Origin of the sequence: Streptomyces sp. NPDC051913, from assembly GCF_044593635.1 — a bacterium.
In the GTDB taxonomy this organism is placed as follows: domain Bacteria; phylum Actinomycetota; class Actinomycetes; order Streptomycetales; family Streptomycetaceae; genus Streptomyces.
Genome location: NZ_JBIUCI010000011.1, coordinates 120,993 through 141,138, shown reverse-complemented (window position 1 = coordinate 141,138; position 20,146 = coordinate 120,993). Strand labels below are relative to the sequence as shown.

General features: G+C 69.1%; 25 protein-coding genes, 1 tRNA gene and 1 riboswitch. Of the genes, 8 read left to right on the top strand and 18 right to left on the bottom strand.

Going from position 1 to position 20,146, the window contains the following annotated elements; translation table 11 throughout:
• Positions 1–202: 202 nt before the first annotated feature.
• The gene (locus tag ACIHIX_RS30430; RefSeq protein ID WP_399961691.1) at positions 203–2,587 is read left to right on the top strand and encodes a transglycosylase domain-containing protein; all 2,385 of its coding nucleotides are present in this window, start codon (positions 203–205) and stop codon (positions 2,585–2,587) included.
• A 10-nt stretch (positions 2,588–2,597) separates the two neighbouring features.
• Here the strand turns inward: ACIHIX_RS30430 and ACIHIX_RS30425 are convergent, their stop codons facing one another.
• From ACIHIX_RS30425 to ACIHIX_RS30415, 3 genes are all read right to left on the bottom strand, one after another.
• Complete coding sequence (locus ACIHIX_RS30425; protein WP_363163686.1) at positions 2,598–2,918, bottom strand: SMR family transporter; 321 nt, start codon at positions 2,916–2,918, stop codon at positions 2,598–2,600.
• Positions 2,919–2,952: 34 nt separating this feature from the next.
• Positions 2,953–3,018: riboswitch (guanidine-III (ykkC-III) riboswitch) on the bottom strand.
• Positions 3,019–3,073: 55 nt separating this feature from the next.
• A complete protein-coding gene (locus ACIHIX_RS30420) occupies positions 3,074–3,430 on the bottom strand; it encodes a GroES family chaperonin (protein WP_399961689.1) in 357 nt (118 codons plus the stop codon).
• 44 nt (positions 3,431–3,474) lie between these two features.
• The gene (locus ACIHIX_RS30415) at positions 3,475–3,807 is read right to left on the bottom strand and encodes a DUF3618 domain-containing protein (protein ID WP_399961687.1); all 333 of its coding nucleotides are present in this window, start codon (positions 3,805–3,807) and stop codon (positions 3,475–3,477) included.
• Between the two features lie 112 nt (positions 3,808–3,919).
• Here ACIHIX_RS30415 and bcp point away from each other — a divergent pair, with 112 nt between their 5' ends.
• The gene (gene bcp / locus ACIHIX_RS30410; RefSeq protein ID WP_399961685.1) at positions 3,920–4,393 is read left to right on the top strand and encodes a thioredoxin-dependent thiol peroxidase; all 474 of its coding nucleotides are present in this window, start codon (positions 3,920–3,922) and stop codon (positions 4,391–4,393) included.
• Here the strand turns inward: bcp and ACIHIX_RS30405 are convergent.
• Positions 4,368–4,892 (bottom strand): GNAT family N-acetyltransferase, encoded by a 525-nt coding sequence (locus ACIHIX_RS30405; RefSeq protein WP_399961683.1) that lies wholly within the window; start codon positions 4,890–4,892, stop codon positions 4,368–4,370. The genes bcp and ACIHIX_RS30405 overlap by 26 nt on opposite strands.
• A gap of 103 nt (positions 4,893–4,995) precedes the next feature.
• Between ACIHIX_RS30405 and ACIHIX_RS30400 the strand changes: the two genes are divergently transcribed.
• Positions 4,996–5,079 (top strand) — tRNA-Leu (locus tag ACIHIX_RS30400).
• Between the two features lie 50 nt (positions 5,080–5,129).
• Here ACIHIX_RS30400 and rdgB read toward each other — a convergent pair.
• The 4 genes from rdgB to ACIHIX_RS30380 all read right to left on the bottom strand — a co-directional run bounded on the left by rdgB (position 5,130) and on the right by ACIHIX_RS30380 (position 7,394).
• Complete coding sequence (gene rdgB, locus ACIHIX_RS30395) at positions 5,130–5,732, bottom strand: RdgB/HAM1 family non-canonical purine NTP pyrophosphatase (RefSeq protein ID WP_399961681.1); 603 nt, start codon at positions 5,730–5,732, stop codon at positions 5,130–5,132.
• Between the two features lie 45 nt (positions 5,733–5,777).
• The gene (locus ACIHIX_RS30390; protein WP_399961679.1) at positions 5,778–6,188 is read right to left on the bottom strand and encodes a hypothetical protein; all 411 of its coding nucleotides are present in this window, start codon (positions 6,186–6,188) and stop codon (positions 5,778–5,780) included.
• Between the two features lie 144 nt (positions 6,189–6,332).
• Positions 6,333–7,070, bottom strand: coding sequence for a ribonuclease PH (gene rph / locus ACIHIX_RS30385; protein ID WP_399961677.1), 738 nt, complete (start codon positions 7,068–7,070; stop codon positions 6,333–6,335).
• Between the two features lie 90 nt (positions 7,071–7,160).
• Positions 7,161–7,394, bottom strand: coding sequence for a glucose PTS transporter subunit EIIB (locus ACIHIX_RS30380; RefSeq protein ID WP_055568676.1), 234 nt, complete (start codon positions 7,392–7,394; stop codon positions 7,161–7,163).
• Positions 7,395–7,526: 132 nt separating this feature from the next.
• On the opposite strand from ACIHIX_RS30380, the gene ACIHIX_RS30375 reads away from it, so the two are divergent.
• Both ACIHIX_RS30375 and ACIHIX_RS30370 read left to right on the top strand, forming a co-directional pair.
• Positions 7,527–8,819, top strand: a complete 1,293-nt coding sequence (locus tag ACIHIX_RS30375; protein WP_399961675.1) for a PTS transporter subunit EIIC — start codon at positions 7,527–7,529, stop codon at positions 8,817–8,819.
• A gap of 138 nt (positions 8,820–8,957) precedes the next feature.
• On the top strand, positions 8,958–10,208 hold the full coding sequence (locus tag ACIHIX_RS30370) for a PTS transporter subunit EIIC (protein WP_399961673.1): 1,251 nt from the start codon (positions 8,958–8,960) through the stop codon (positions 10,206–10,208).
• Positions 10,209–10,271: 63 nt separating this feature from the next.
• Here ACIHIX_RS30370 and ACIHIX_RS30365 read toward each other — a convergent pair whose 3' ends face one another.
• Positions 10,272–11,024, bottom strand: coding sequence for an MBL fold metallo-hydrolase (locus tag ACIHIX_RS30365; protein WP_399961671.1), 753 nt, complete (start codon positions 11,022–11,024; stop codon positions 10,272–10,274).
• A gap of 262 nt (positions 11,025–11,286) precedes the next feature.
• Here ACIHIX_RS30365 and ACIHIX_RS30360 point away from each other — a divergent pair, with 262 nt between their 5' ends.
• The gene (locus ACIHIX_RS30360; RefSeq protein WP_399961670.1) at positions 11,287–11,739 is read left to right on the top strand and encodes a type II toxin-antitoxin system PemK/MazF family toxin; all 453 of its coding nucleotides are present in this window, start codon (positions 11,287–11,289) and stop codon (positions 11,737–11,739) included.
• A gap of 3 nt (positions 11,740–11,742) precedes the next feature.
• Here the strand turns inward: ACIHIX_RS30360 and ACIHIX_RS30355 are convergent, their stop codons facing one another.
• From ACIHIX_RS30355 to clpS, 8 genes are all read right to left on the bottom strand, one after another.
• The gene (locus ACIHIX_RS30355) at positions 11,743–12,693 is read right to left on the bottom strand and encodes a PLP-dependent cysteine synthase family protein (RefSeq protein ID WP_399961668.1); all 951 of its coding nucleotides are present in this window, start codon (positions 12,691–12,693) and stop codon (positions 11,743–11,745) included.
• A 6-nt stretch (positions 12,694–12,699) separates the two neighbouring features.
• Positions 12,700–12,978 (bottom strand): MoaD/ThiS family protein, encoded by a 279-nt coding sequence (locus ACIHIX_RS30350; RefSeq protein WP_387762655.1) that lies wholly within the window; start codon positions 12,976–12,978, stop codon positions 12,700–12,702.
• 111 nt (positions 12,979–13,089) lie between these two features.
• Positions 13,090–13,185 (bottom strand): putative leader peptide, encoded by a 96-nt coding sequence (locus tag ACIHIX_RS30345; RefSeq protein ID WP_019759525.1) that lies wholly within the window; start codon positions 13,183–13,185, stop codon positions 13,090–13,092.
• Between the two features lie 103 nt (positions 13,186–13,288).
• Positions 13,289–14,311 carry a LacI family DNA-binding transcriptional regulator gene (locus ACIHIX_RS30340; RefSeq protein ID WP_399961988.1) on the bottom strand — a complete coding sequence of 341 codons (1,023 nt, stop codon included), beginning with the start codon at positions 14,309–14,311 and terminating at the stop codon, positions 13,289–13,291.
• 40 nt (positions 14,312–14,351) lie between these two features.
• Positions 14,352–14,774: a M67 family metallopeptidase gene (locus tag ACIHIX_RS30335; RefSeq protein WP_132798756.1), complete on the bottom strand. Its 423-nt coding sequence runs from the start codon at positions 14,772–14,774 to the stop codon at positions 14,352–14,354.
• 132 nt (positions 14,775–14,906) lie between these two features.
• Complete coding sequence (locus tag ACIHIX_RS30330) at positions 14,907–16,346, bottom strand: amino acid permease (RefSeq protein WP_399961664.1); 1,440 nt, start codon at positions 16,344–16,346, stop codon at positions 14,907–14,909.
• Positions 16,347–16,689: 343 nt separating this feature from the next.
• Positions 16,690–17,292 (bottom strand): DUF2017 domain-containing protein, encoded by a 603-nt coding sequence (locus ACIHIX_RS30325; protein WP_399961662.1) that lies wholly within the window; start codon positions 17,290–17,292, stop codon positions 16,690–16,692.
• 12 nt (positions 17,293–17,304) lie between these two features.
• The gene (gene clpS / locus ACIHIX_RS30320; RefSeq protein ID WP_399961660.1) at positions 17,305–17,622 is read right to left on the bottom strand and encodes an ATP-dependent Clp protease adapter ClpS; all 318 of its coding nucleotides are present in this window, start codon (positions 17,620–17,622) and stop codon (positions 17,305–17,307) included.
• 57 nt (positions 17,623–17,679) lie between these two features.
• On the opposite strand from clpS, the gene ACIHIX_RS30315 reads away from it, so the two are divergent.
• Both ACIHIX_RS30315 and ACIHIX_RS30310 read left to right on the top strand, forming a co-directional pair.
• Positions 17,680–19,026, top strand: a complete 1,347-nt coding sequence (locus ACIHIX_RS30315) for a nicotinate phosphoribosyltransferase (RefSeq protein WP_399961658.1) — start codon at positions 17,680–17,682, stop codon at positions 19,024–19,026.
• A gap of 75 nt (positions 19,027–19,101) precedes the next feature.
• Complete coding sequence (locus ACIHIX_RS30310) at positions 19,102–19,692, top strand: isochorismatase family protein (RefSeq protein WP_399961656.1); 591 nt, start codon at positions 19,102–19,104, stop codon at positions 19,690–19,692.
• A 1-nt stretch (position 19,693) separates the two neighbouring features.
• On the opposite strand, the gene ACIHIX_RS30305 is transcribed toward ACIHIX_RS30310, so the two are convergent.
• On the bottom strand, positions 19,694–20,041 hold the full coding sequence (locus ACIHIX_RS30305; protein ID WP_399961654.1) for a hypothetical protein: 348 nt from the start codon (positions 20,039–20,041) through the stop codon (positions 19,694–19,696).
• Positions 20,042–20,146: the final 105 nt, after the last annotated feature.

Genomic DNA, 20,146 nt, shown 5'->3' with positions numbered 1-20,146 from the left:
CCTAGTCCGCAGGTGGTGACGTACGCCACGCCTTTTTCGGCCCGGAAGCGTGCCGCGAACCGCAACGGAACGCGTGGTGCGACAGTCTTCATCTGGGGACGCAGAAGGCGTACGAGGGCGTACGCGCGCGTACGACGGCGTATGGCGGCGTATGGCGCACAACCAGCGCATAAGAGACACGCAACAGGAGTCCGTGCACGACATGAGCGACGAGCCGCAGCCGCAGCAGCCGACCGAGGGCTGGGCGCCCAGAGACCCCGAAGGGGGCCAGGACACCGGCAAGGGCAAGCCCAAGCGGCCCAAGCGCACCGGCTGGCGGCGGCTGATCCCCACCTGGCGCATGGTGCTCGGCACCTTCGTCATCGGGATACTGCTGCTCATCGGCCTGTTCTTCCTCGGCTACTCGCTGGTCAAGATCCCGCCCGCCAACGCCCTCGCCACCAAGCAGTCCAACGTCTACCTCTACGCCGACGGCAGCCAGCTCGCCCGCGACGGCGAGGTCAACCGCGAGAACGTCGGCCTCTCCCAGGTCTCCCTGGCCGCCCAGCACGCCGTACTGGCCGCCGAGGACCGGGACTTCTACTCCGAGTCGGCGATCGACCCCAAGGCGATGGTGCGCGCGGGCTGGAACACCGCAACCGGCAAGGGCGCCCAGTCCGGCTCCACGATCACCCAGCAGTACGTGAAGAACTACTACCTGGCCCAGGAGCAGACCGTCACCCGCAAGGTGAAGGAGTTCTTCATCTCGATCAAGCTGGACCGCGAGAAGTCCAAGGCGGAGATCCTGGAGGGCTACCTCAACACCAGCTACTTCGGCCGCAATTCGTACGGCATCCAGGCCGCCGCCCAGGCCTACTACGGCAAGGACGCCACCGAGCTCTCCGCCGCCGAGGGCGCCTACCTCGCCGCCCTGCTCAACGCGCCGAGCGAGTACGACGTCGTCGCCCACCCGGAGAACAAGTCGGCCGCCGTGGCCCGTTGGAACTACGTCCTGGACGGCATGGTCAAGGAGGGCTGGCTCGACCAGGCCGAGCGGACCGGGCTGAAGTTCCCGATGCCGAAGGAGGCCACCGTCTCCACCGGCATGTCCGGGCAGCGCGGTTACCTCGTCAACGCCGTCAACGACTACCTGGCCAAGAACAAGATCCTCAGCGCCGACGAACTCGACGCCGGCGGCTACCGGATCACCACCACCATCCAGAAGAGCAAGCAGGACGACTTCGTCGCCGCCGTCAACAAGCAGCTGATGGACAAGCTCGACAAGAAGAACCGCAAGGTCGACACGTACGTCCGCGCGGGCGGCGCCGCCGTCGACCCGAAGACCGGGCAGGTCGTGGCGATGTACGGCGGCATCGACTACGTCAAGCAGTACACGAACAACGCCACCCGCCGGGACTTCCAGGTCGGCTCCACCTTCAAGCCCTTCGTGTTCACCTCCGCCGTCCAGAACGAGTCCACCACCCAGGACGGCCGCACGATCACCCCGAACACGATCTACGACGGCACCAACAAGCGCCCCGTCCAGGGCTGGACCGGCGGCAGCTACGCCCCGGCGAACGAGGACGACGTCTCGTACGGCGACATCACCGTGCGCACCGCCACCGACAAGTCGGTGAACTCGGTGTACGCGCAGATGGCCGTGGACGTGGGCTCCGACAAGGTCAAGCAGACCGCCGTCGCCCTCGGTATCCCCTCCGACACCCCCGACCTGAACGCCTCGCCGTCCATCGCGCTCGGGGTGAACACCGCCAGCGTCCTCGACATGGCGGAGTCGTACGCCACGCTCGCCAACCACGGCAAGCACGGCACGTACATGCTGATCAAGAGCGTCACCAAGGACGGCCAGGACGTCGTGAAGCTGCCGGAGCGCAAGACCTCCCAGGTCGTCACCCGCCAGGCCGCCGACACCACCACCTCGATCCTCCAGAGCGTCGTCGAGAACGGCACCGCCACCGCCGCCCAGGCCGCGGGCCGCCCCGCGGCCGGCAAGACCGGCACCGCCGAGGAGGACCAGGCCGCCTGGTTCGCCGGCTACACCCCCGACCTCGCCACGGTCGTCGCGGTGATGGGCCAGGACCCGAAGACGGCCGCCCACAAGTCGCTCTACGGCGCGATGGGCCTCCAGCGCGTCAACGGCGGCGGGGCGCCCGCGGAGATCTGGGCCGACTTCACCGAGCGCGCCCTCAAGGGCAAGCCCGCCACCGACTTCGACCTGGAGCTCCAGGAGGGCGCCGACGTCGTCCAGACCCCGACCCAGCAGCCGACCTCCGAGGCCCCGGACGACACCGCGGGCCAGGACGACGGCGGCACGACCGACGGCGGCCAGGACACCCAGGGCCAGACGGAGGGCGGCACCACCGGCGACACGACGACCACCGGTGGTACGACGGACGGGGGCACCACGACCGGCGGCACCACGGACGGCGGGACGACGACCGGCGGCACCACGACGACCACGGGCGGTACGACGGACGGGGGCACCACCACCGGTGGGACGGCGGACGGGGGGACCGCCGACGGCGGCACCACGGACGGCGGAACGACGACGACCGGCACGACGGCGGGACCACCGGGCAAGACCGGTTAGGACCGCGGGCTCAGTGACCGCCGGTCGCCTTCAGACCGACCACGGCGACCAGCAGCAGGCACACGAAGAAGATCCGGGCGGCGGTGACGGGCTCCCCCAGCACCACCATGCCGAGCACCGCCGCCCCGGCCGCCCCGATACCCACCCACACGCCGTAGGCGGTACCGATGGGAAGGGAACGGGCGGCGTACGACAGCAGCAGCATGCTCGCGACGATCCCGGCACCGGTGAACAGACTCGGCACCAGCCGGGTGAAACCGTCGGTGTACTTCATCCCGATCGACCAGCCGACTTCGAGCAGACCGGCGACGACGAGCAGAACCCAGGCCATGACAGGCACCTCCGAGACGCGGACTTCGGTACGGGGTGCGTCGTCTTGTCGTAGGACCCGGTACGGCGCGTCTCGTCGGGTTGACTCTTCAAAGCTAGCAAAGGAATGACAAAAAGGGCTGGTGACGATGGTCACCAGCCCTTTTCACCGTTGATTCAGAGGTACAGCCCCGTCGAGTCCTCGGAGCCCTCGAAGCGGTCCGCGGCCACGGCATGCAGATCGCGCTCGCGCATCAGCACATAGGCGATGCCGCGCACCTCCACCTCGGCACGGTCCTCGGGGTCGTAGAGGACCCGGTCCCCCGGCTCGACGGTCCGTACGTTCTGCCCGACGGCGACGACATCGGCCCAGGCCAGCCGACGCCCGACGGCCGCGGTGGCGGGGATCAGGATGCCGCCCCCGGAACGCCGCTCGCCCTCACCGGCGTCCTGCCGCACCAGTACCCGGTCGTGCAGCATCCGGATGGGCAGCTTGTCGTGCTGGTCGCTGTGGTCGTTTCTCTTGGCGCTCACGGCTGAGAACCTACCTGCCTGACGGGAATCCGTACGCGCCCGGGTCAGCCCTTGCGACGCCGGGTGCTGCCGAGGGCGAGAAGCCCGACCAGCCCTACGGCGACGAGCGCGACCGGGACGATGCGCTCGAACCGCGGAGCCCCCTCCTCGTCGACGAACTGGGCCTTGGTGTCGGTGAGGACCTTGTTCACGCCGACGTAGGCCCGCCCTAGCGTGTGATCGATGTTCGACACCACCTTGGCCTTGGCATCGCCGACGATCGTCTTCGGGTGCACCCGCACCCCGATCTCGTCGAGCGTCTCGGCCAGCGTCTCGCGGCGGCGCTTGATGTCCGCCTCGATCTGCGCCGGGGTTCTCGTGTCCGACGTGTCCGCCACGGTGGGTCCTCCGGAGTCCGCTGTGTTCTGTGCCTGTGCCTCTGCCTGTCCTGGACAGTCTGTCAGCTCGCCGGGCCGCCGCACTGTCAGGACCCCCGGTTAGGCTTGCCGGATGAGCGAGCGACTCCAGCCCGGGGACGTAGCCCCCGCCTTCACCCTCCCCGACGCCGACGGCACCGACGTGTCCCTGGCGGACCACAAGGGCCGCAAGGTCATCGTCTACTTCTACCCCGCGGCCCTCACCCCCGGCTGCACGAAGCAGGCCTGCGACTTCACCGACAACCTGGAACTGCTGGCCGGCGCCGGGTACGACGTCATCGGCATCAGCCCGGACGCCCCGGAGAAGCTGGCGAAGTTCAGGGACAAGGAGAACCTGAGGATCACGCTGTTGGCCGACCCGGAGAAGACGGTCACCGAGGCCTACGCGGCGTACGGCGAGAAGAAGAACTACGGCAAGACCTACATGGGCGTCATCCGCTCCACGATCGTGGTGGACGAGGAGGGCAAGGTCGAACGGGCGCTGTACAACGTCCGGGCGACGGGCCACGTGGCGAAGATCATCAAGGACCTGGGTATCGGAAGCTGACCCACACATCGGGTGCCAGGCCGGGCCGCCCCGGCACCGGCCTGCGCTCCTCGGTCCAGGCCCCTGGCGCCAGCTGGTCGGCGACCCGCCGCCAGAACCGTACGGCCCCCGGATTGGCGTCCTGAAACGCGACGGTCCACGCCCCCGGATGCCGCGCGACGACGTCCCGCACGGCCCGCATCCCGATCCCGGCCCGCCGGGCCCCTCGTACGACGAAGAAGCTGTTGAGCACGCGGGTGGGCCCATCGAGCCCCCGCACGAACGCGAACCCCACGGGTTGTTGGGCGCTACTGAAGAGGTACGCGGCCCAGTCCTTGTCACCACTGAACGCCGCCTCCAGCCGCTCGGTCCTGAACATGCCGTCGGGGTTGGGCAGTTGACCCCCGAACTCCGACAGATCATGTCGGAACAGAAGCCAGAGGCGGTCGAGGGTGGGGCGGTCGGTGGGGGTGACGGGCCGGACGGAGATGTCGTCTGTTTCATCTACTGCTGAGGTCATGAGAAAAGCCTCCCGAGCGGACAAGGATCCGTGGTGTGGCGGCCTCGGAGCCCGTCAAGCGCTCGACTACGGAGCCGTCCAGCCGGGTAGCATGAGCGCGCGGGCGGCCGTGGCGGAACTGGCCTACGCGCAGCACTTAGGATGCTGTGGGAGAAATCCCTTGAGGGTTCGAGTCCCTCCGGCCGCACACCTTTGATGCGAAGGTCCACCCCGGTTCGGGTGGACCTTCGTCATGTGTCAGCCCAACAGCTCCCGCACCACCGGCACCAACCCCCGGAACGCCTTCCCCCGGTGGCTGATCGCGTTCTTCTCCTCCGCCGTCAGTTCGGCGCAGGTGCGGGTCTCGCCGTCCGGCTGGAGGATCGGGTCGTAGCCGAAGCCGTTCGTGCCCACCGGAGAGTGCCTCAGCAGCCCTCGCAGTTGGCCCTCGACCACTCGTTCCGTGCCGTCCGGCAGGGCCAGCGCCGCCGCGCAGGCGAAGTGGGCGGCTCGGTGTTCGTCGGCGATGTCCGAGAGTTGGGCCAGGAGGAGGTTGAGGTTGGCGCTGTCGTCGCCGTGGCGGCCTGACCAGCGGGCCGAGAAGATGCCCGGGGCGCCGTTCAGGACGTCCACGCACAGGCCCGAGTCGTCGGCGACCGCGGGGAGGCCGGTGGCCTGGGCGAGGGCGTGGGCCTTCAGGAGGGCGTTCTCGGCGAAGGTGACGCCGGTTTCCTTGACGTCGGGGATGTCGGGGTACGCCTCCGCGCCGACCAGGTCATGGCTCAGACCTGCGTCGGCGAGGATGGCGCGGAGTTCGGTGATTTTGCCGGCGTTGCGGGTGGCGAGGATCAGGCGGGTCATGACCCCCAGTATCCCGGCAGTGGCCCGGTCCGCCGACGGCCCCGGTTACGGCGTGCAGACCTTCGTCAACTCGCCCGCCGCGTCCGTGATCGGGCTGAGGTCGGGGGTCGCGTCGCCGTTGTCGACGGATGTGCGGACGTTGTCGACCGCCTTGCCGAGGTCCTCGACGGCCTGGTTGACGTCGGCGTTGTCGGTCTTGTCGCCTATCTCGTCGAGGTTCTTGTCGATGGAGTCGAGGGACTCCTCAAGCTGCGTCGGGTCGTTGGACGCGTTCTCCACGGCCTGCTGGAGGTCGGTGACGCTGTCGGCGATGGCGTCGGCGGTCTGGACGCAGTCCAGTGCCTTGTTGACCGCGTCGCAGCCGGTGGTCAGGCCTGCCGTCAGTCCTACGGCCGCCACTGCGGCGGCGATGACGACAAGACGTGGTCGACGACGGCCGCGTCGGCTCTCGGCCATGGTGATGGTCCCTCCCTTGCTCAGCCCCAAGGGCCCCCGTGCACTGGCCGGGCGTACCGCGGTGTGCCGTACGCCCGTACTCCTAGTGACGCGAGTTCGGGCGGCCGGGTTGCCCCTGCCGGCCGCCTTTCCTTGGTCCGTCCTTTACTTTTCGAGGACGGTATCAAGGGCCTTGCGCTGCAGGACAGCGAGTTCCGCGCAGCCCGAAACCGCGAGATCGAGGAGGGAGTTGAGCTCGTCGCGGGCGAAGGGCTCCGCCTCCGCCGTGCCCTGCACCTCGACGAAACGGCCGTCGCCGGTGCAGACGACGTTCATGTCGGTCTCGGCGCGGACGTCCTCCTCGTAGCAGAGGTCCAGCAGGGGCACGCCTCCCACGATGCCTACCGAGACCGCGGAGACCGTTCCGGTCAGCGGCTGGCGGCCCGCCTTGATCAGCTTCTTGCCCTGGGCCCAGGACACCGCGTCCGCGAGGGCCACGTACGCGCCGGTGATGGCCGCCGTACGCGTGCCGCCGTCGGCCTGCAACACATCGCAGTCGAGGACGATCGTGTTCTCGCCGAGCGCCTTGTAGTCGATGACGGCGCGCAGCGAGCGGCCGATGAGGCGGCTGATCTCGTGGGTGCGGCCGCCGATCTTGCCGCGGACGGATTCGCGGTCGCCGCGGGTGTTGGTGGCGCGGGGGAGCATGGAGTACTCGGCCGTGACCCAGCCCTCGCCACTGCCCTTGCGCCAGCGGGGGACGCCTTCGGTGACGGAGGCGGTACAGAAGACCTTCGTGTCGCCGAAGGAGACGAGGACGGAGCCCTCGGCGTGCTTGCTCCAGCCGCGTTCGATGGTGACGGGGCGGAGCTGTTCGGGGGTGCGGCCGTCGATTCGAGACATGGCGATGAGCCTAGCGGCAGACGAGGAAGGGGCTCCTCCCGCGGTGCGGTGGGAAGAGCCCCTGAAGCGTCCTGACCGTTCCCGCGGTCCTTACATCATGTCTTCGATGTCCGCGGCGATCGGGTCGGCGTCCGTGCCGATGACGACCTGGATCGCGGTGCCCATCTTGACGACTCCGTGGGCGCCGGCGGCCTTCAGGGCGGCGTCGTCGACCAGCGCGGGGTCCTTGACCTCGGTGCGCAGGCGGGTGATGCAGCCCTCGACCTCTTCGATGTTGTCGATGCCACCGAGCCCGGCGACGATCTTCTCTGCCTTGCTGGCCATGTCGGTCTCCTCACGCAACGCACTGTTGGCCCAACTTCACGAGCGATTGCGCCGAACGTACCGAAAGATGACGTCACAGCTATCCAATCGTCCGTAACTGGTCTACACCACCTGACAGGCGGTCGCCAACTCATGAGTTCCGAGACCACTGAGCCCCCTCCCACACGCCGACGGTGGCACTCCGCGTTCCAGGGGCTGCAGAAGATGGGGCGGAGTCTTCAGCTGCCCATCGCCGTCCTGCCGGCCGCGGGCATCCTCAACCGGCTCGGCCAGCCGGACGTGTTCGGGGACGACGGGCTGGGCTGGACGAACGTCTCCAAGGTGATGGCGGGTGCGGGCGGCGCACTGCTCGACGGTTCGCTGGGGCTGCCGCTGCTGTTCTGCGTGGGCGTGGCCATCGGTATGGCGAAGAAGGCTGACGGGTCGACAGCGCTCGCGGCGGTGGCCGGGTTCCTCGTCTACTACAACGTGCTGCGGCAGTTCCCGGAGGACTGTGCGGTCGGGGCGAGGGCACTCGAGAAGATCGGCTGCCAGGCCGCCGACAACTCCGTTTCCGCCTTCACTTATCAGAACCCCGGTGTCTTCGGCGGCATCATCATGGGCCTGCTGACGGCGTTCTTCTGGGCGCGCTATCACCGTACGAAGCTCGTGGACTGGCTGGGCTTCTTCAACGGGCGCCGGCTCGTGCCGATCATCATGGCGTTCGTGGCGATCGCGTTCGCGGCGCTGTGTCTGTGGATCTGGCCGCCGATCGGTGACGGGCTGGAGAACTTCAGCGACTGGCTGAGCGACGCGGGCGCATGGGGTGCGGGCATCTTCGGTCTGGCGAACCGGGCGTTGCTGGTCATCGGCCTGCATCAGTTCCTGAACGTGCCCATCTGGTTCCAGTTCGGCACGTACACCAAGCCGGACGGCACCGAGGTGCACGGTGACATCAACATGTTCCTGGCGGGCGATCCGAACGCGGGTCAGTTCACGTCCGGGTTCTTCCCGATCATGATGTTCGCGCTGCCGGCCGCGGCCCTGGCGATCACGCACTGCGCGAAGCCGCACCGCCGCAAGGAGGTCGGCGGGCTCATGCTCTCCGTCGCGCTGACCTCGTTCGTCACCGGAATCACCGAGCCCATCGAGTACTCGTTCCTGTTCATCGCGCCGTTGCTGTACGCGGTGCACGCGCTGCTGACGGGTGTGTCGATGGCGGTGACATGGGGGCTCGGGGTGCACGACGGGTTCAGCTTCTCCGCCGGTCTGATCGACTACATCATCAACTGGAACCTGGCGACGAAACCGTGGGCGATCATCCCGATCGGCCTGTGTTTCGCGGCCGTCTACTACGCGATCTTCCGGTTCGCGATCACGAAGTTCGACCTGAAGACCCCGGGGCGGGAACCCGAGGACGAGGTCGAGGACGTGACGAAGGTCTGAGGCCGAACGGCCCTTCTCAACGCGGTTACAGAACCCACGGTTCCCGTCACGGAATCGTGGGTTCCTTACGTCACCTTCATCGTGCTACAACAGGTCTACACCACTGAGTGGTGTAGACCACCACCCGATGGAGGACGTATGAGCACCGCCACCGATACGGCGGCCCCCGCGAAGAGGCGGGGATCCGGTCTTTTCCAGGGCCTGCAGAAGGTCGGCCGCAGCCTGCAATTGCCGATCGCCGTGCTGCCGGCGGCAGGCATCCTGCTGCGCCTCGGCCAGCCCGATGTCTTCGGCAAGGACGGCCTGGGCTGGGGCAAGGTGGCGGACGTCTTCGCCACCGCCGGCGACGCCGTCTTCGCCAACCTTCCGCTGCTGTTCTGTGTGGGCATCGCCATCGGCTTCGCGAAGAAGGCCGACGGTTCGACCGCGCTCGCCGCGCTGGTGGGCTTCCTCGTCTACAAGAACGTCCTCACCGCGTTCCCGATCACCGACGCAAAGATCACCAAGGGTGCCGACGTCGCCGCCACGTACAACGACCCCAAGGTCTTCGGCGGCATCATCATGGGCCTCATATCCGCCGTCGTCTGGCAGCGCTTCCACCGCACCAAGCTCCCCGACTGGCTGGGCTTCTTCAACGGCCGCCGGCTGGTGCCGATCCTGATGGCCTTCATCGGCACGGCCATCGGTGTCTTCTTCGGTCTGGTCTGGGAGCCCATCGGTGACGTGATCACCAACTTCGGCGAGTGGATGACCGGCCTCGGCGCCGTCGGCGCGGGCATCTTCGGCGCGATCAACCGGGCCCTTCTCCCGGTCGGCATGCACCAGTTCGTCAACACGGTGGCCTGGCAGGAGATCGGTTCCTTCAAGGACTCCACCGGTGCCGTCTGGCACGGTGACCTGCCGCGCTTCTTCCACGGCGACCCGACCGCGGGCCAGTTCATGACCGGCTTCTTCCCGATCATGATGTTCGCCCTCCCGGCCGCCGCACTGGCCATCACGCACACGGCCCGTCCGGAGCGCCGCAAGGCCGTAGGCGGCATGATGATCTCGCTGGCGCTGACCTCGTTCGTCACCGGAATCACCGAGCCGATCGAGTTCGCGTTCATGTTCATCGCGCCGGCGCTGTACGTCATCCATGCGGTCCTGACCGCCCTGTCGATGGCCGTCACCTGGGCCCTGGGCGTCCACCACGGCTTCAGCTTCTCGGCGGGCGCGATCGACTACTTCCTCAACTGGAACCTGGCGACCAAGCCCTGGCTGATCATCCCGATCGGCCTGGTCTTCGCGGCGATCTACTACGCCGTCTTCCGCTTCGCCATCGTCAAGTGGAACCTCCCCACCCCGGGCCGCGAGCCCGAGGAGGAGGTCGAGGACCTCACGAAGGCGTGAGGCTCCCGCGATGACCGAGGCCCCGGTACCGAACAGGTACCGGGGCCTTCGCGTACGTACGTCTCAGATCTCGTACGACACCCTCGGCGCCGCGAGTTCCACCGGGCCGTCGAACGCCGCGCGGGCGTCGGCGAGGTTGGCCTGCGGGTCGGTCCACGGGGGGATGTGGGTGAGCACCAGGCGCCGGGCGCCGGCCCGGGTCGCGGTCTCGCCCGCCTCGCGGCCGTTGAGGTGCAGGTCCGGGATGTCCTCCTTGCCGTGGGTGAAGGCGGCCTCGCAGAGGAACAGGTCCGTGTCGCGGGCGAGTTCGTCCAGCGCGGGGGTGACGCCCGTGTCACCGGAGTAGGTGAGGGACTTGCCGCCGTGCTCCACGCGGATGCCGTACGCCTCGACCGGGTGGGCCACGCGTTCGGTGTGGACCGTGAAGGGGCCGACGTCGAAGGTGGACGGCTTGACCGTGTGGAAGTCGAAGACCTCGCTCATCGAGGAGGCGGTGGGGGTGTCGGCGTAGGCCGTGGTCAGACGGTGTTCGGTGCCCTCGGGGCCGTAGACCGGGATGGGGGCACAGCGTCCGCCGTCGTGGCGGTAGTAGCGCGCGACGAAGTACGCGCACATGTCGATGCAGTGGTCGGCGTGCAGATGGCTGAGGAAGATCGCGTCGAGGTCGTAGAGACCGCAGTGGCGCTGCAACTCGCCAAGGGCACCGTTGCCCATGTCGAGAAGCAGCCGGAAGCCGTCGGCCTCTACGAGGTAGCTCGAGCAGGCCGATTCCGCGGACGGGAACGACCCCGAGCAGCCGACGACGGTGAGCTTCATGAAGCAGAAACCTCCGCTGGCGGGATGAAAAGAGGTGGGTGCGTCGGGGGTCGTGCGGTCCGTCGAGCGTAAGGCGCAAAACCCCCTGTCGCTCCTCCGCCAAGGGCTGTTGTGGGCGAACTCACCTGTGCGGCGCTGCCATCCGAGGTACGTCACGTTCAGCCGTTCGAGGCTTCGAGGCGATGCCGCACGACCGGGTCACGGTCGGAACGTGCGTGCGAAGGGCGCGCGGTGGGGATCGGGCGCCGGTAACGTCGTGCTTATGGACACGTCCTGGTGGCTGGCGCTCGCGGCGGTGGTGTTGCTCGCGTTGGTCGCCACGCTCGTCGACGGGTGGGGGCGGGGGCGCCGGCCGGCGGGGCGGCGTTCGCGGCCGCCCGGGCGGCCCGGGACGCGGGGTGCCGCGCGGCCGCGGCCCGCGGAGATCTGGTGGGCGATCGTGCCCTACGAGGACGCGCCGGGGGCGAAGGACCGGCCGTGTCTGGTACTGGCGGTGCACGGGCGGCGCGCGGTCGTCGCGAAGATCACCAGCAAGTACCACGACGAGCGGGCCGGAGTCATTCCACTGCCGCCGGGTTCGGTGGGCGACGCCCACGGTCGCGCGAGCTTCCTGGAGACGGACGAGCTGCGCGAGGTACCGGTGTGGGACTTCCGGCGTCGGGTGGGTGTGGTGGACCCGGTCCTGTGGGACCAGGTCCGTCACCTGGCGAGTTAGCGGCTACGCCCAGAGCTGGCCCTGGAGCGTCTCGATCGCTTCCTCCGTGGTCGCGGCCGTGTACACGCCCGTCGACAGGTACTTCCAGCCGCCGTCGGCCACGACGAAGACGATGTCGGCGGTCTCCCCCGCCTTCACCGCCTTGGTGCCGACGCCGATCGCGGCGTGCAGCGCGGCGCCCGTGGAGACGCCCGCGAAGATGCCCTCCTGCTGCAACAACTCGCGCGTACGCGTCACCGCGTCGGCCGAGCCGACCGAGAAGCGGGTGGTCAGGACGGAGGCGTCGTAGAGCTCGGGTACGAAGCCCTCGTCGAGGTTGCGCAGGCCGTACACCAGGTCGTCGTAGCGCGGCTCGGCGGCGACGATCCGCACGTCCGGCTTGTGCTCACGCAGGTAGCGGCCGACGCCCATCAGGGTGCCGGTGGTGCCGAGGCCCGCCACGAAGTGGGTGATCGAGGGGAGGTCGGTGAGGATCTCCGGGCCGGTCGTGGCGTAGTGGGCGCCCGCGTTGTCCGGGTTGCCGTACTGGTAGAGCATCACCCAGTCGGGGTGCTCGGCGGAGAGCTCCTTGGCGACGCGCACGGCGGTGTTGGAGCCGCCCGCGGCCGGCGAGGAGATGATCTCGGCGCCCCACATGCCGAGCAGGTCACGGCGTTCCTGCGAGGTGTTCTCGGGCATGACGCAGACGATGCGGTAGCCCTTGAGCTTCGCCGCCATGGCCAGCGAGATGCCCGTGTTGCCGCTCGTCGGCTCCAGGATGGTGCAGCCCGGCGTGAGGCGGCCGTCCTTCTCCGCCTGCTCGATCATGTGCAGGGCGGGCCGGTCCTTGACCGAGCCGGTGGGGTTGCGGTCCTCCAGCTTGGCCCAGATGCGGACGTCCTCGGACGGCGACAGCCGCGGCAGGCGCACCAGGGGGGTGTTGCCGACCGCGGCGAGCGGGGAGTCGTAACGCATCGAGGATCAGGCCATGCCGCCGGCCACGGCCGGCAGGATCGTGACGTTGTCGCCGTCGGTGAGCTTGGTGTTGATGCCGTCGAGGAAGCGGACGTCCTCGTCGTTGAGGTAGACGTTGACGAAGCGGCGCAGCTCGCCGCCGTCCACGATGCGGGCCTGGATGCCGGCGTGCCGGGTCTCGAGGTCGGTGAAGAGCTCGGCGAGAGTGTCCCCGGTGCCCTCCACGGCCTTCTGACCGTCGGTGTACGTGCGGAGGATGGTCGGGATGCGGACCTCGATGGCCATGGTTGCGGGCTCCTGTCGGATGCGGTCTGGAGTGGGGCGGCGCGCGGCAGCGCAGAACAGCGGAGGTGAGTGGCGCCGCGGCTCACGGCCGTACGGCGGCAGGGAGCAGCGTCAACAGATGGCGCTGGCGAGCCTGCACAGGTCGACGTGCAGCCGCGCCACGAGCAGCATGCCCGGCGTCTTCTCGCTCACGTCGTGGGAAACCATGCGGTCATCGTATCGATTCCCGGTCCGGGTCCCGGAGTGTGATCCCACATGATGGACGGATTCCGGCCGGAGGATGAGACACCACAGTTCAGGACGCCACAGTTCAGGCGGACGCGCGCACGGTCAGCCGGGTGGGTACGACGACCGCGGCCGGCTCCGTCGCCCGGTCGAACAGCAGCCGGGCCAGCAGACGGCCCATCTCGGCGACGTCCTGGTGGACGGTGGTCAGGGGCGGGTCGGTGGCCTCGGCGATCTCGGTCAGGTCGTCGAAGCCGACGACGGCCACGTCCTGTGGCACCCGGCGGCCGTGCTCGCGCAGCGCGTCCAGGGCGCCGGCGGCCATGAGGTCGGAGGCGGCGAAGACGGCGTCCAGGTCGGGGCACCGGTCGAGCAGCGCGGCCATGGCGCGGGCGCCGCCCTGCCGGGTGTAGTCGGCGCGCTCCACGAGCTCGGGCGGGGCGTCGGGGAGGACGTCGTGGTAGCCGGCGAGGCGTTCGGCGGCGGAGTGCTCCTGGTCGTGCGGGCCGGCGACGGTGGCGATGCGACGGCGGCCCAGCGAGACGAGATGCCGGACGGCCTGGCGGGCGCCGCCGCGGTTGTCGCCGTCGACGTAGGGGTGGGCGCGCACGGTGTCGCCGGCGGGCAGGAGGGGTCGGCCGCCGAAGACGGCGGGGATGTCGAGGCTGTCGGTCATGCCGTGGAGGCGACCGCCGGGGTGCAGGGAGAAGAGGACGGCGCCGTCGACATGGCCGCCGCCGAGGTAGTCGGCCACGCGGGCGAGGTCGTCGGGCTCGTCCAGGAAGAGCAGGACGGCCTGGGCGCCGTGCAGGGCGAGTTCACGGCGGATGCCGCGCAGCAGGCGGTCGAAGAACGGGTCGAGGAAGAGCCGGCCGTCGGGCTGGTCCGCGACGACCGCGACGGCGCCGGTGCGGTGGGTGACCAGCTGGCGGGCGGCCTGGTTGGGGACGTAGCCGAGTTCGGCGATGACCCGCCGGACCTCCTCGACGACCTCGGCGCGCACCTTGGGCTCGCCGTTGATCACCCGCGAGACCGTGGACCGGGACACTCCCGACCGGCGTGCGACGTCCTCGATCGTGGGGCGCTGTCCGTGCGGCCGTGGCGTCAACACCGTCTCCGATCCCCCGAGTTGGTCGGGCGTACGGTGATCAGTATGCCTCGACGATCTCCACGTCCTCCTCGGTGACCTCGCCCTCGACGATGCGGTAGGAGCGGAACTGGAAGTCGCCGAGTCCGTCGGTGTCGGCGGTCGAGACGAGGACGTAGTGGGCGCCGGGCTCGTTGGCGTAGGAGATGTCGGTGCGGGAGGGGTAGGCCTCGGTCGCGGTGTGGGAGTGGTAGATGACCACCGGCTCCTCGTCGCGGTCGTCCATCTCGCGGTAGAGCTTGAGCAGGTCGCCGGAGTCGAACTCGTAGAACGTGGGCGACATGGCGGCGTTGAGCATCGGGATGAACCGCTCGGGCCGGTCGGACCCGGCGGGCCCGGCGACGACGCCGCACGCCTCGTCGGGGTGGTCCTTGCGCGCGTGCGCGACGATCTGGTCGACGAGGGCCTGGGTGATGGTCAGCATGTCCGTCAGGATAAGCAGAGGGGCCGCCCCGTACCGACAGGTGGTACGGGGCAGCCCATATGCCGGACGCCTTGAGCGGAGGCGACAGGGGGTTCCACGAAAACTCCCTGGGCCGGACGTCCTTGGGGGTGGTCAGCCGACCTTCTCGAACTCCGGCTCGCGGCGCTCGGCGATCTGCGGGTTGCGGCTCTTGAGGGCGATCCAGCCGATGCCGAGGGCGACGGCCCAGCCCGCCATCACATACAGACAGACGCGGGACTCGGAGTCGTACGCGATCAGGCCCGTGACGAAGAGCAGGAACACGATGGCGACGTACGACCCCTTCGAGCCGCCCGGCGCCGGGAACGAGGACGCCGGCAGCCGCCCCGCCTCGACCGCGCGGCGGTAGCGCACATGGCTGATCAGGATCATCAGCCACGTCCAGATACCGGCCGCGGTGGCGACGGAGACGACGTACCCGAAGGCCTTCTCCGGGACGATGTAGTTGAGGACCACGCCGATGCCCATGAAGAGCACGGAGACGGTGATGGCGAGGGCCGGCGTCTTGGTCACGGACAGCTTGTTGAAGGCCTTCGGGGCCTCGCCGCTGTCGGCCAGGGTGCGCAGCATGCGGCCGGTGGAGTACATGCCGGAGTTGCAGGAGGACAGGGCCGCCGTCAGCACGACGAAGTTGACGATGCCGGCGCCCGCCGGGATGCCGATCATCGCGAACGCCTTCACGAAGGGGCTGACGCCGGGCGCGAACTCGGTCCACTTGACCACGCACAGGATGACGGTGAGGGCGCCGACGTAGAAGAGGCCGATCCGCCAGGGCAGGGTGTTGATCGCCTTGGGGAGGGTCTTCTCCGGGTTCTCCGACTCACCGGCGGTGACGCCGACCAGTTCGACGGCGAGGTAGGCGAACATCACGCCCTGGAGGGTCATCAGGGACGAGCCGATGCCCTTGGGGAAGAAGCCGTCGAAGGCCCAGAGGTTGGAGACGGCGGCCGTGTCGCCGGCGGCGCTGAAGCCGAAGGTGAGGACGCCGAGGCCGATCACGATCATGCCGATGAGGGCGGTGACCTTGATCATCGAGAACCAGAACTCGATCTCGCCGAAGAGCTTCACCGAGATCAGGTTGGCCACGAAGAGGACGACCAGGAAGGCCAGCGCGGAGGCCCACTGCGGGATGTCCGGGAACCAGTAATGGATGTAGATCGCGGCGGCGGTCAGTTCCGCCATGCCGGTGACGACCCACAGCAGCCAGTACGTCCAGCCGGTGAAGTAGCCGAAGAACGGGCCGAGGAACTCACGGGAGTACTCGGCGAAGGAGCCTGAGACCGGGCGGTAGAGGAGCAGCTCGCCGAGCGCCCGCATGATGAAGAAGATGACCACGCCGGCGACGGCGTACATCAGGATGAGGCTGGGCCCCGCCTTGGCGATGTTCGCCCCGGCGTTGAGGAACAGACCGACGCCGATGGCGCCGCCGATCGCGATCATCTGGACCTGGCGACTGCCGAGGCCACGCTCGTAACCCTCTTCGGAGGTGCCGGAGGTGTTCTCCGGACCCTTGTCGACCTGAGCGGAGGTCATATGTGTGGTGCGCCTTTCTCCATACCGAACCGGGCCTCTCGTCGGCCGCGGACCGGTTCTCGATCCCCCCGGATTGATGGAGCTGGGCAGGCCTGCAAAGCCCACCCCTGCCTGGCCGGCGGTTACCGGCTCGGTGGCGCACCCGACCGAACATACGGGTGGTGTTCGTCGGGCGGTCGTGAAGATTTATCACGGCCGCAACATTGATCACCTGTGCGGGATGTGGCACAGAGCACAGGAAGAAGCGGACAAAGAACACCCCGGCGGGCATACGAGGCCGCCGGGGTGACGCGATCGTTATCCGGATTTGAGCGTCCGCTGAGCGAACACAAAAACATCACACTCAGGGCATAAGGGTGGAGACAAGCGTCTCCTGCAAGCCACCCAGCCACAGATACGCCATCACCATCGGCTTGCGCGGATCCTCGTCCGGCAGCCGGTAGAGGAGGTCCGTGTCCTCCTCGTCGGTGATCTCCAGCCGGGACCCGATCGCCAGCCGCAGGTCGTTGAGGGAGCTGAGCCACTGCCGGGACTCCCCGACGGACAGCTTCAGCACCGCCCCGCCGTCGTCCACCGGACTCAGCGCGTCCAGGGTGCGGATCACCGCGAGGGCGTTGTCGCGCTTGCCGGCCCTGAGGTCGTTCTCCGTGTAGCGGCGGAACTCGGAGGAGTACGCGCGCTGCTCCTCCGCCTCCTGGGCCTCGGGCGTGCCCTCGGGGTCGCTGTAGGCGTCCGGGAAGAGCCGCCGGAGCACCGGGTCGGAGGGCGGCTCGCTCGGGCCCTCCGCGAAGAGCTCGGCGAGCGGGTCGTCGGGGGCGTCCTCGGCGGGGCCGGGGCCGATGAGTTCCAGGAGCTGGACGGCCAGCGACCGGATGATGGAGATCTCGACGTCGTCGAGCGCGACGGCCGCGCCGCCGCCGGGGAGCGGTTCGAAGGTTCCTGGCATCAGGGTCAGTCGCTACTTCCGGTCCTGCTGGAGGGTGGCCCACAGACCGTAGCCGTGCATGGCCTGCACATCGCGTTCCATCTCCTCGCGGGATCCGCTGGAGACGACCGCCCGGCCCTTGTGGTGGACGTCCATCATGAGCTTGGTCGCCTTGTCCTTCGTGTACCCGAAGTAGGTCTGGAAGACGTAGGTCACATAGCTCATGAGGTTGACCGGGTCGTTGTGGACGATCGTGACCCAGGGGACGTCCGGCTCGGGTACGGCGAAGACCTCTTCCGCCGACTCGGTGCGTTCGATCTCTACGGGAGCGGGTGACGTCACAGGCCCCATGCTGCCACGGCCTCCATAAATCGTCACACTGACGCGAAGGGGTGTAGCATCCTTGCCATGAACACAGCGGACCTTGGGCTGCCGGTGGACGTTCCCTCGACGGCGCTCTTCACGGATCAGTACGAGCTCACGATGTTGCAGGCCGCCCTGAAGGCGGGTACCGCCGAGCGGCGCAGTGTCTTCGAGGTCTTCACCCGGCGCCTGCCGGACGGGCGCCGGTACGGCGTCGTCGCGGGCACCGGGCGAGTCCTGGACGCCGTCGAGAACTTCCGCTTCGACGCGGGCGTCCTCGCCTTCCTGCGGGAGCGGGACATCGTCGACGAGCCGACCCTGGAATGGCTCGCCTCGTACCGCTTCTCGGGCGACATCTGGGGCTATCCGGAGGGCGAGGTCTACTTCCCGGGCTCGCCGGTCATGCGGGTGGAGGGTTCCTTCGCCGAGTGCGTGCTCCTGGAGACCGTGATCCTCTCGATCCTCAACCACGACTCCGCCATCGCGGCGGCGGCCTCGCGCATGTCGTCCGCCGCCGGGCAGCGCCCGCTGATCGAGATGGGCGCCCGCCGCACCCACGAGCTCTCCGCCGTCGCCGCCTCACGCGCGGCCTACGTCGGCGGTTTCGCCTCCACCTCGGACCTCGCGGCCGGCTTCCGCTACAACATCCCGACCGTCGGCACCTCGGCCCACGCCTTCACCCTGCTGCACGACCACGAGCGGGACGCCTTCCAGGCCCAGGTCGACTCGCTGGGCCGGAACACCACGCTGCTGGTCGACACCTACGACGTGGCGACGGCCGTGCGGACGGCGGTCGAGGTGGCCGGGCCCGAGCTGGGAGCCGTGCGCATCGACTCGGGTGACCTGCTGCTCGTCGCGCACCGGGTGCGCCAGCAGCTGGACGAGCTGGGCGCGCGCGACACGAAGATCATCGTGACCTCGGACCTCGACGAGTACGCCATCGCCTCGCTCGCGGCGGCGCCCGTGGACGCGTACGGCGTCGGCACCCAGCTGGTCACCGGGTCCGGGCACCCGACCTGCTCGATGGTCTACAAGCTGGTCGCGCGGGCCGAGTCCGCCGACCCCAGGGCGCCGCTGGTGCCGGTCGCGAAGAAGTCGTCCGGCGGGAAGACGTCGATCGGCGGCCGCAAGTGGGCCGCGCGGCGGCTCGACGAGGACGGGATCGCGGAGGCCGAGGTCGTCGGCACCGGGGCCGTCCCGGCGGAGCTCGCCGACCGGCAGCTGCTGGTGGAGCTGGTCAAGGGCGGGGACGTGGTGGCGCGGGAGCCGCTGGACGTCGTACGGGACCGGCACCGGGCCGTGCGGGACGGGCTGCCGCTGTCCGCGACCCAGCTCTCGCGCGGAGAACCCGTCCTTCCGACGGAGTACGTGCACGGGCGGTCGGGTAGCTAGAAGCGGTGCGCCCTCCCGCTGTATCCCCGAAGTCTCCAGGCTCGTAAGTTCACCGATAGTCGAAGGACACCCACCATGCGCCGCGCCTTGATCGTCGTTGATGTACAGAACGACTTCTGCGAGGGGGGCAGCCTCGCCGTGGCCGGGGGTGCCGATGTGGCCGCCGCCGTCACCGAGCTGATCGGACAGGCGGCCGGCTCCGGCTACCAGCACGTGGTGGCCACCCGCGACCACCACATCGCGCCGGGCGGCCACTTCGCCGACAACCCCGACTTCCGGCACTCCTGGCCCGCGCACTGCGTCGCGGGCACCGAGGGCGTGGGATTCCACCCGAACTTCGCCCCCGCCGTCGCCTCCGGCGCCATCGACGCCGTCTTCGACAAGGGGGCGTACGCGGCGGCCTACAGCGGCTTCGAGGGCGCCGACGAGAACGGCGTCCCGCTGGCCGACTGGCTGCGCGCCCGGGAGGTCACCGAGGTGGACGTGGTCGGCATCGCGACCGACCACTGCGTGCGGGCCACCGCGCTGGACGCGGCGCGCGAGGGCTTCCGTACGCAGGTACTGCTGGACCTGACAGCGGGCGTCGCGGCCGAGACCACCGACCGCGCACTGGAGGAGCTGCGCGCGGCCGGTGTGGAGCTGACCGGGAAGCCCGTCGTCGCCTGAGTCAGGCGGGCGCCGTCGGCCGCCTCAGCAGCGCCCTGATCGGGTGCCACAGCTCCTGGGCGAGCTCTGGGCCCGGCGCCACGACAGCGTTGTCAGGGGCCGTACGCCATATCAGCCCGTCCGGGTGGTGGAGTACGGCGGTGATCTCGTCCGGCGTCGGCGGGGCCGCGTTGCCGCGCAGGTAGACGGCCCGCAGCCCGAGGTTGCGCAGCCTGGTCAGGGCGCGCGCCCGGTTGCGGGCGTGGACGAGGACACGGACGCAGTCCGTGCCGTCGGCGGCGGGTCTGGGCAGGTTCAGCGCCACCACCACGCTGCCGGTCGGCAGCTTGCAGAAACCTCCTGCGGCCATGCAGTCACACCCCCGTGTGCACCGGTGTCAATAAGAAATCCATCAGGTGGCACCTAAACACGATCGGCGGCGACCCGCCAGGGGGTCGCCGCCGATAGCCTTCTG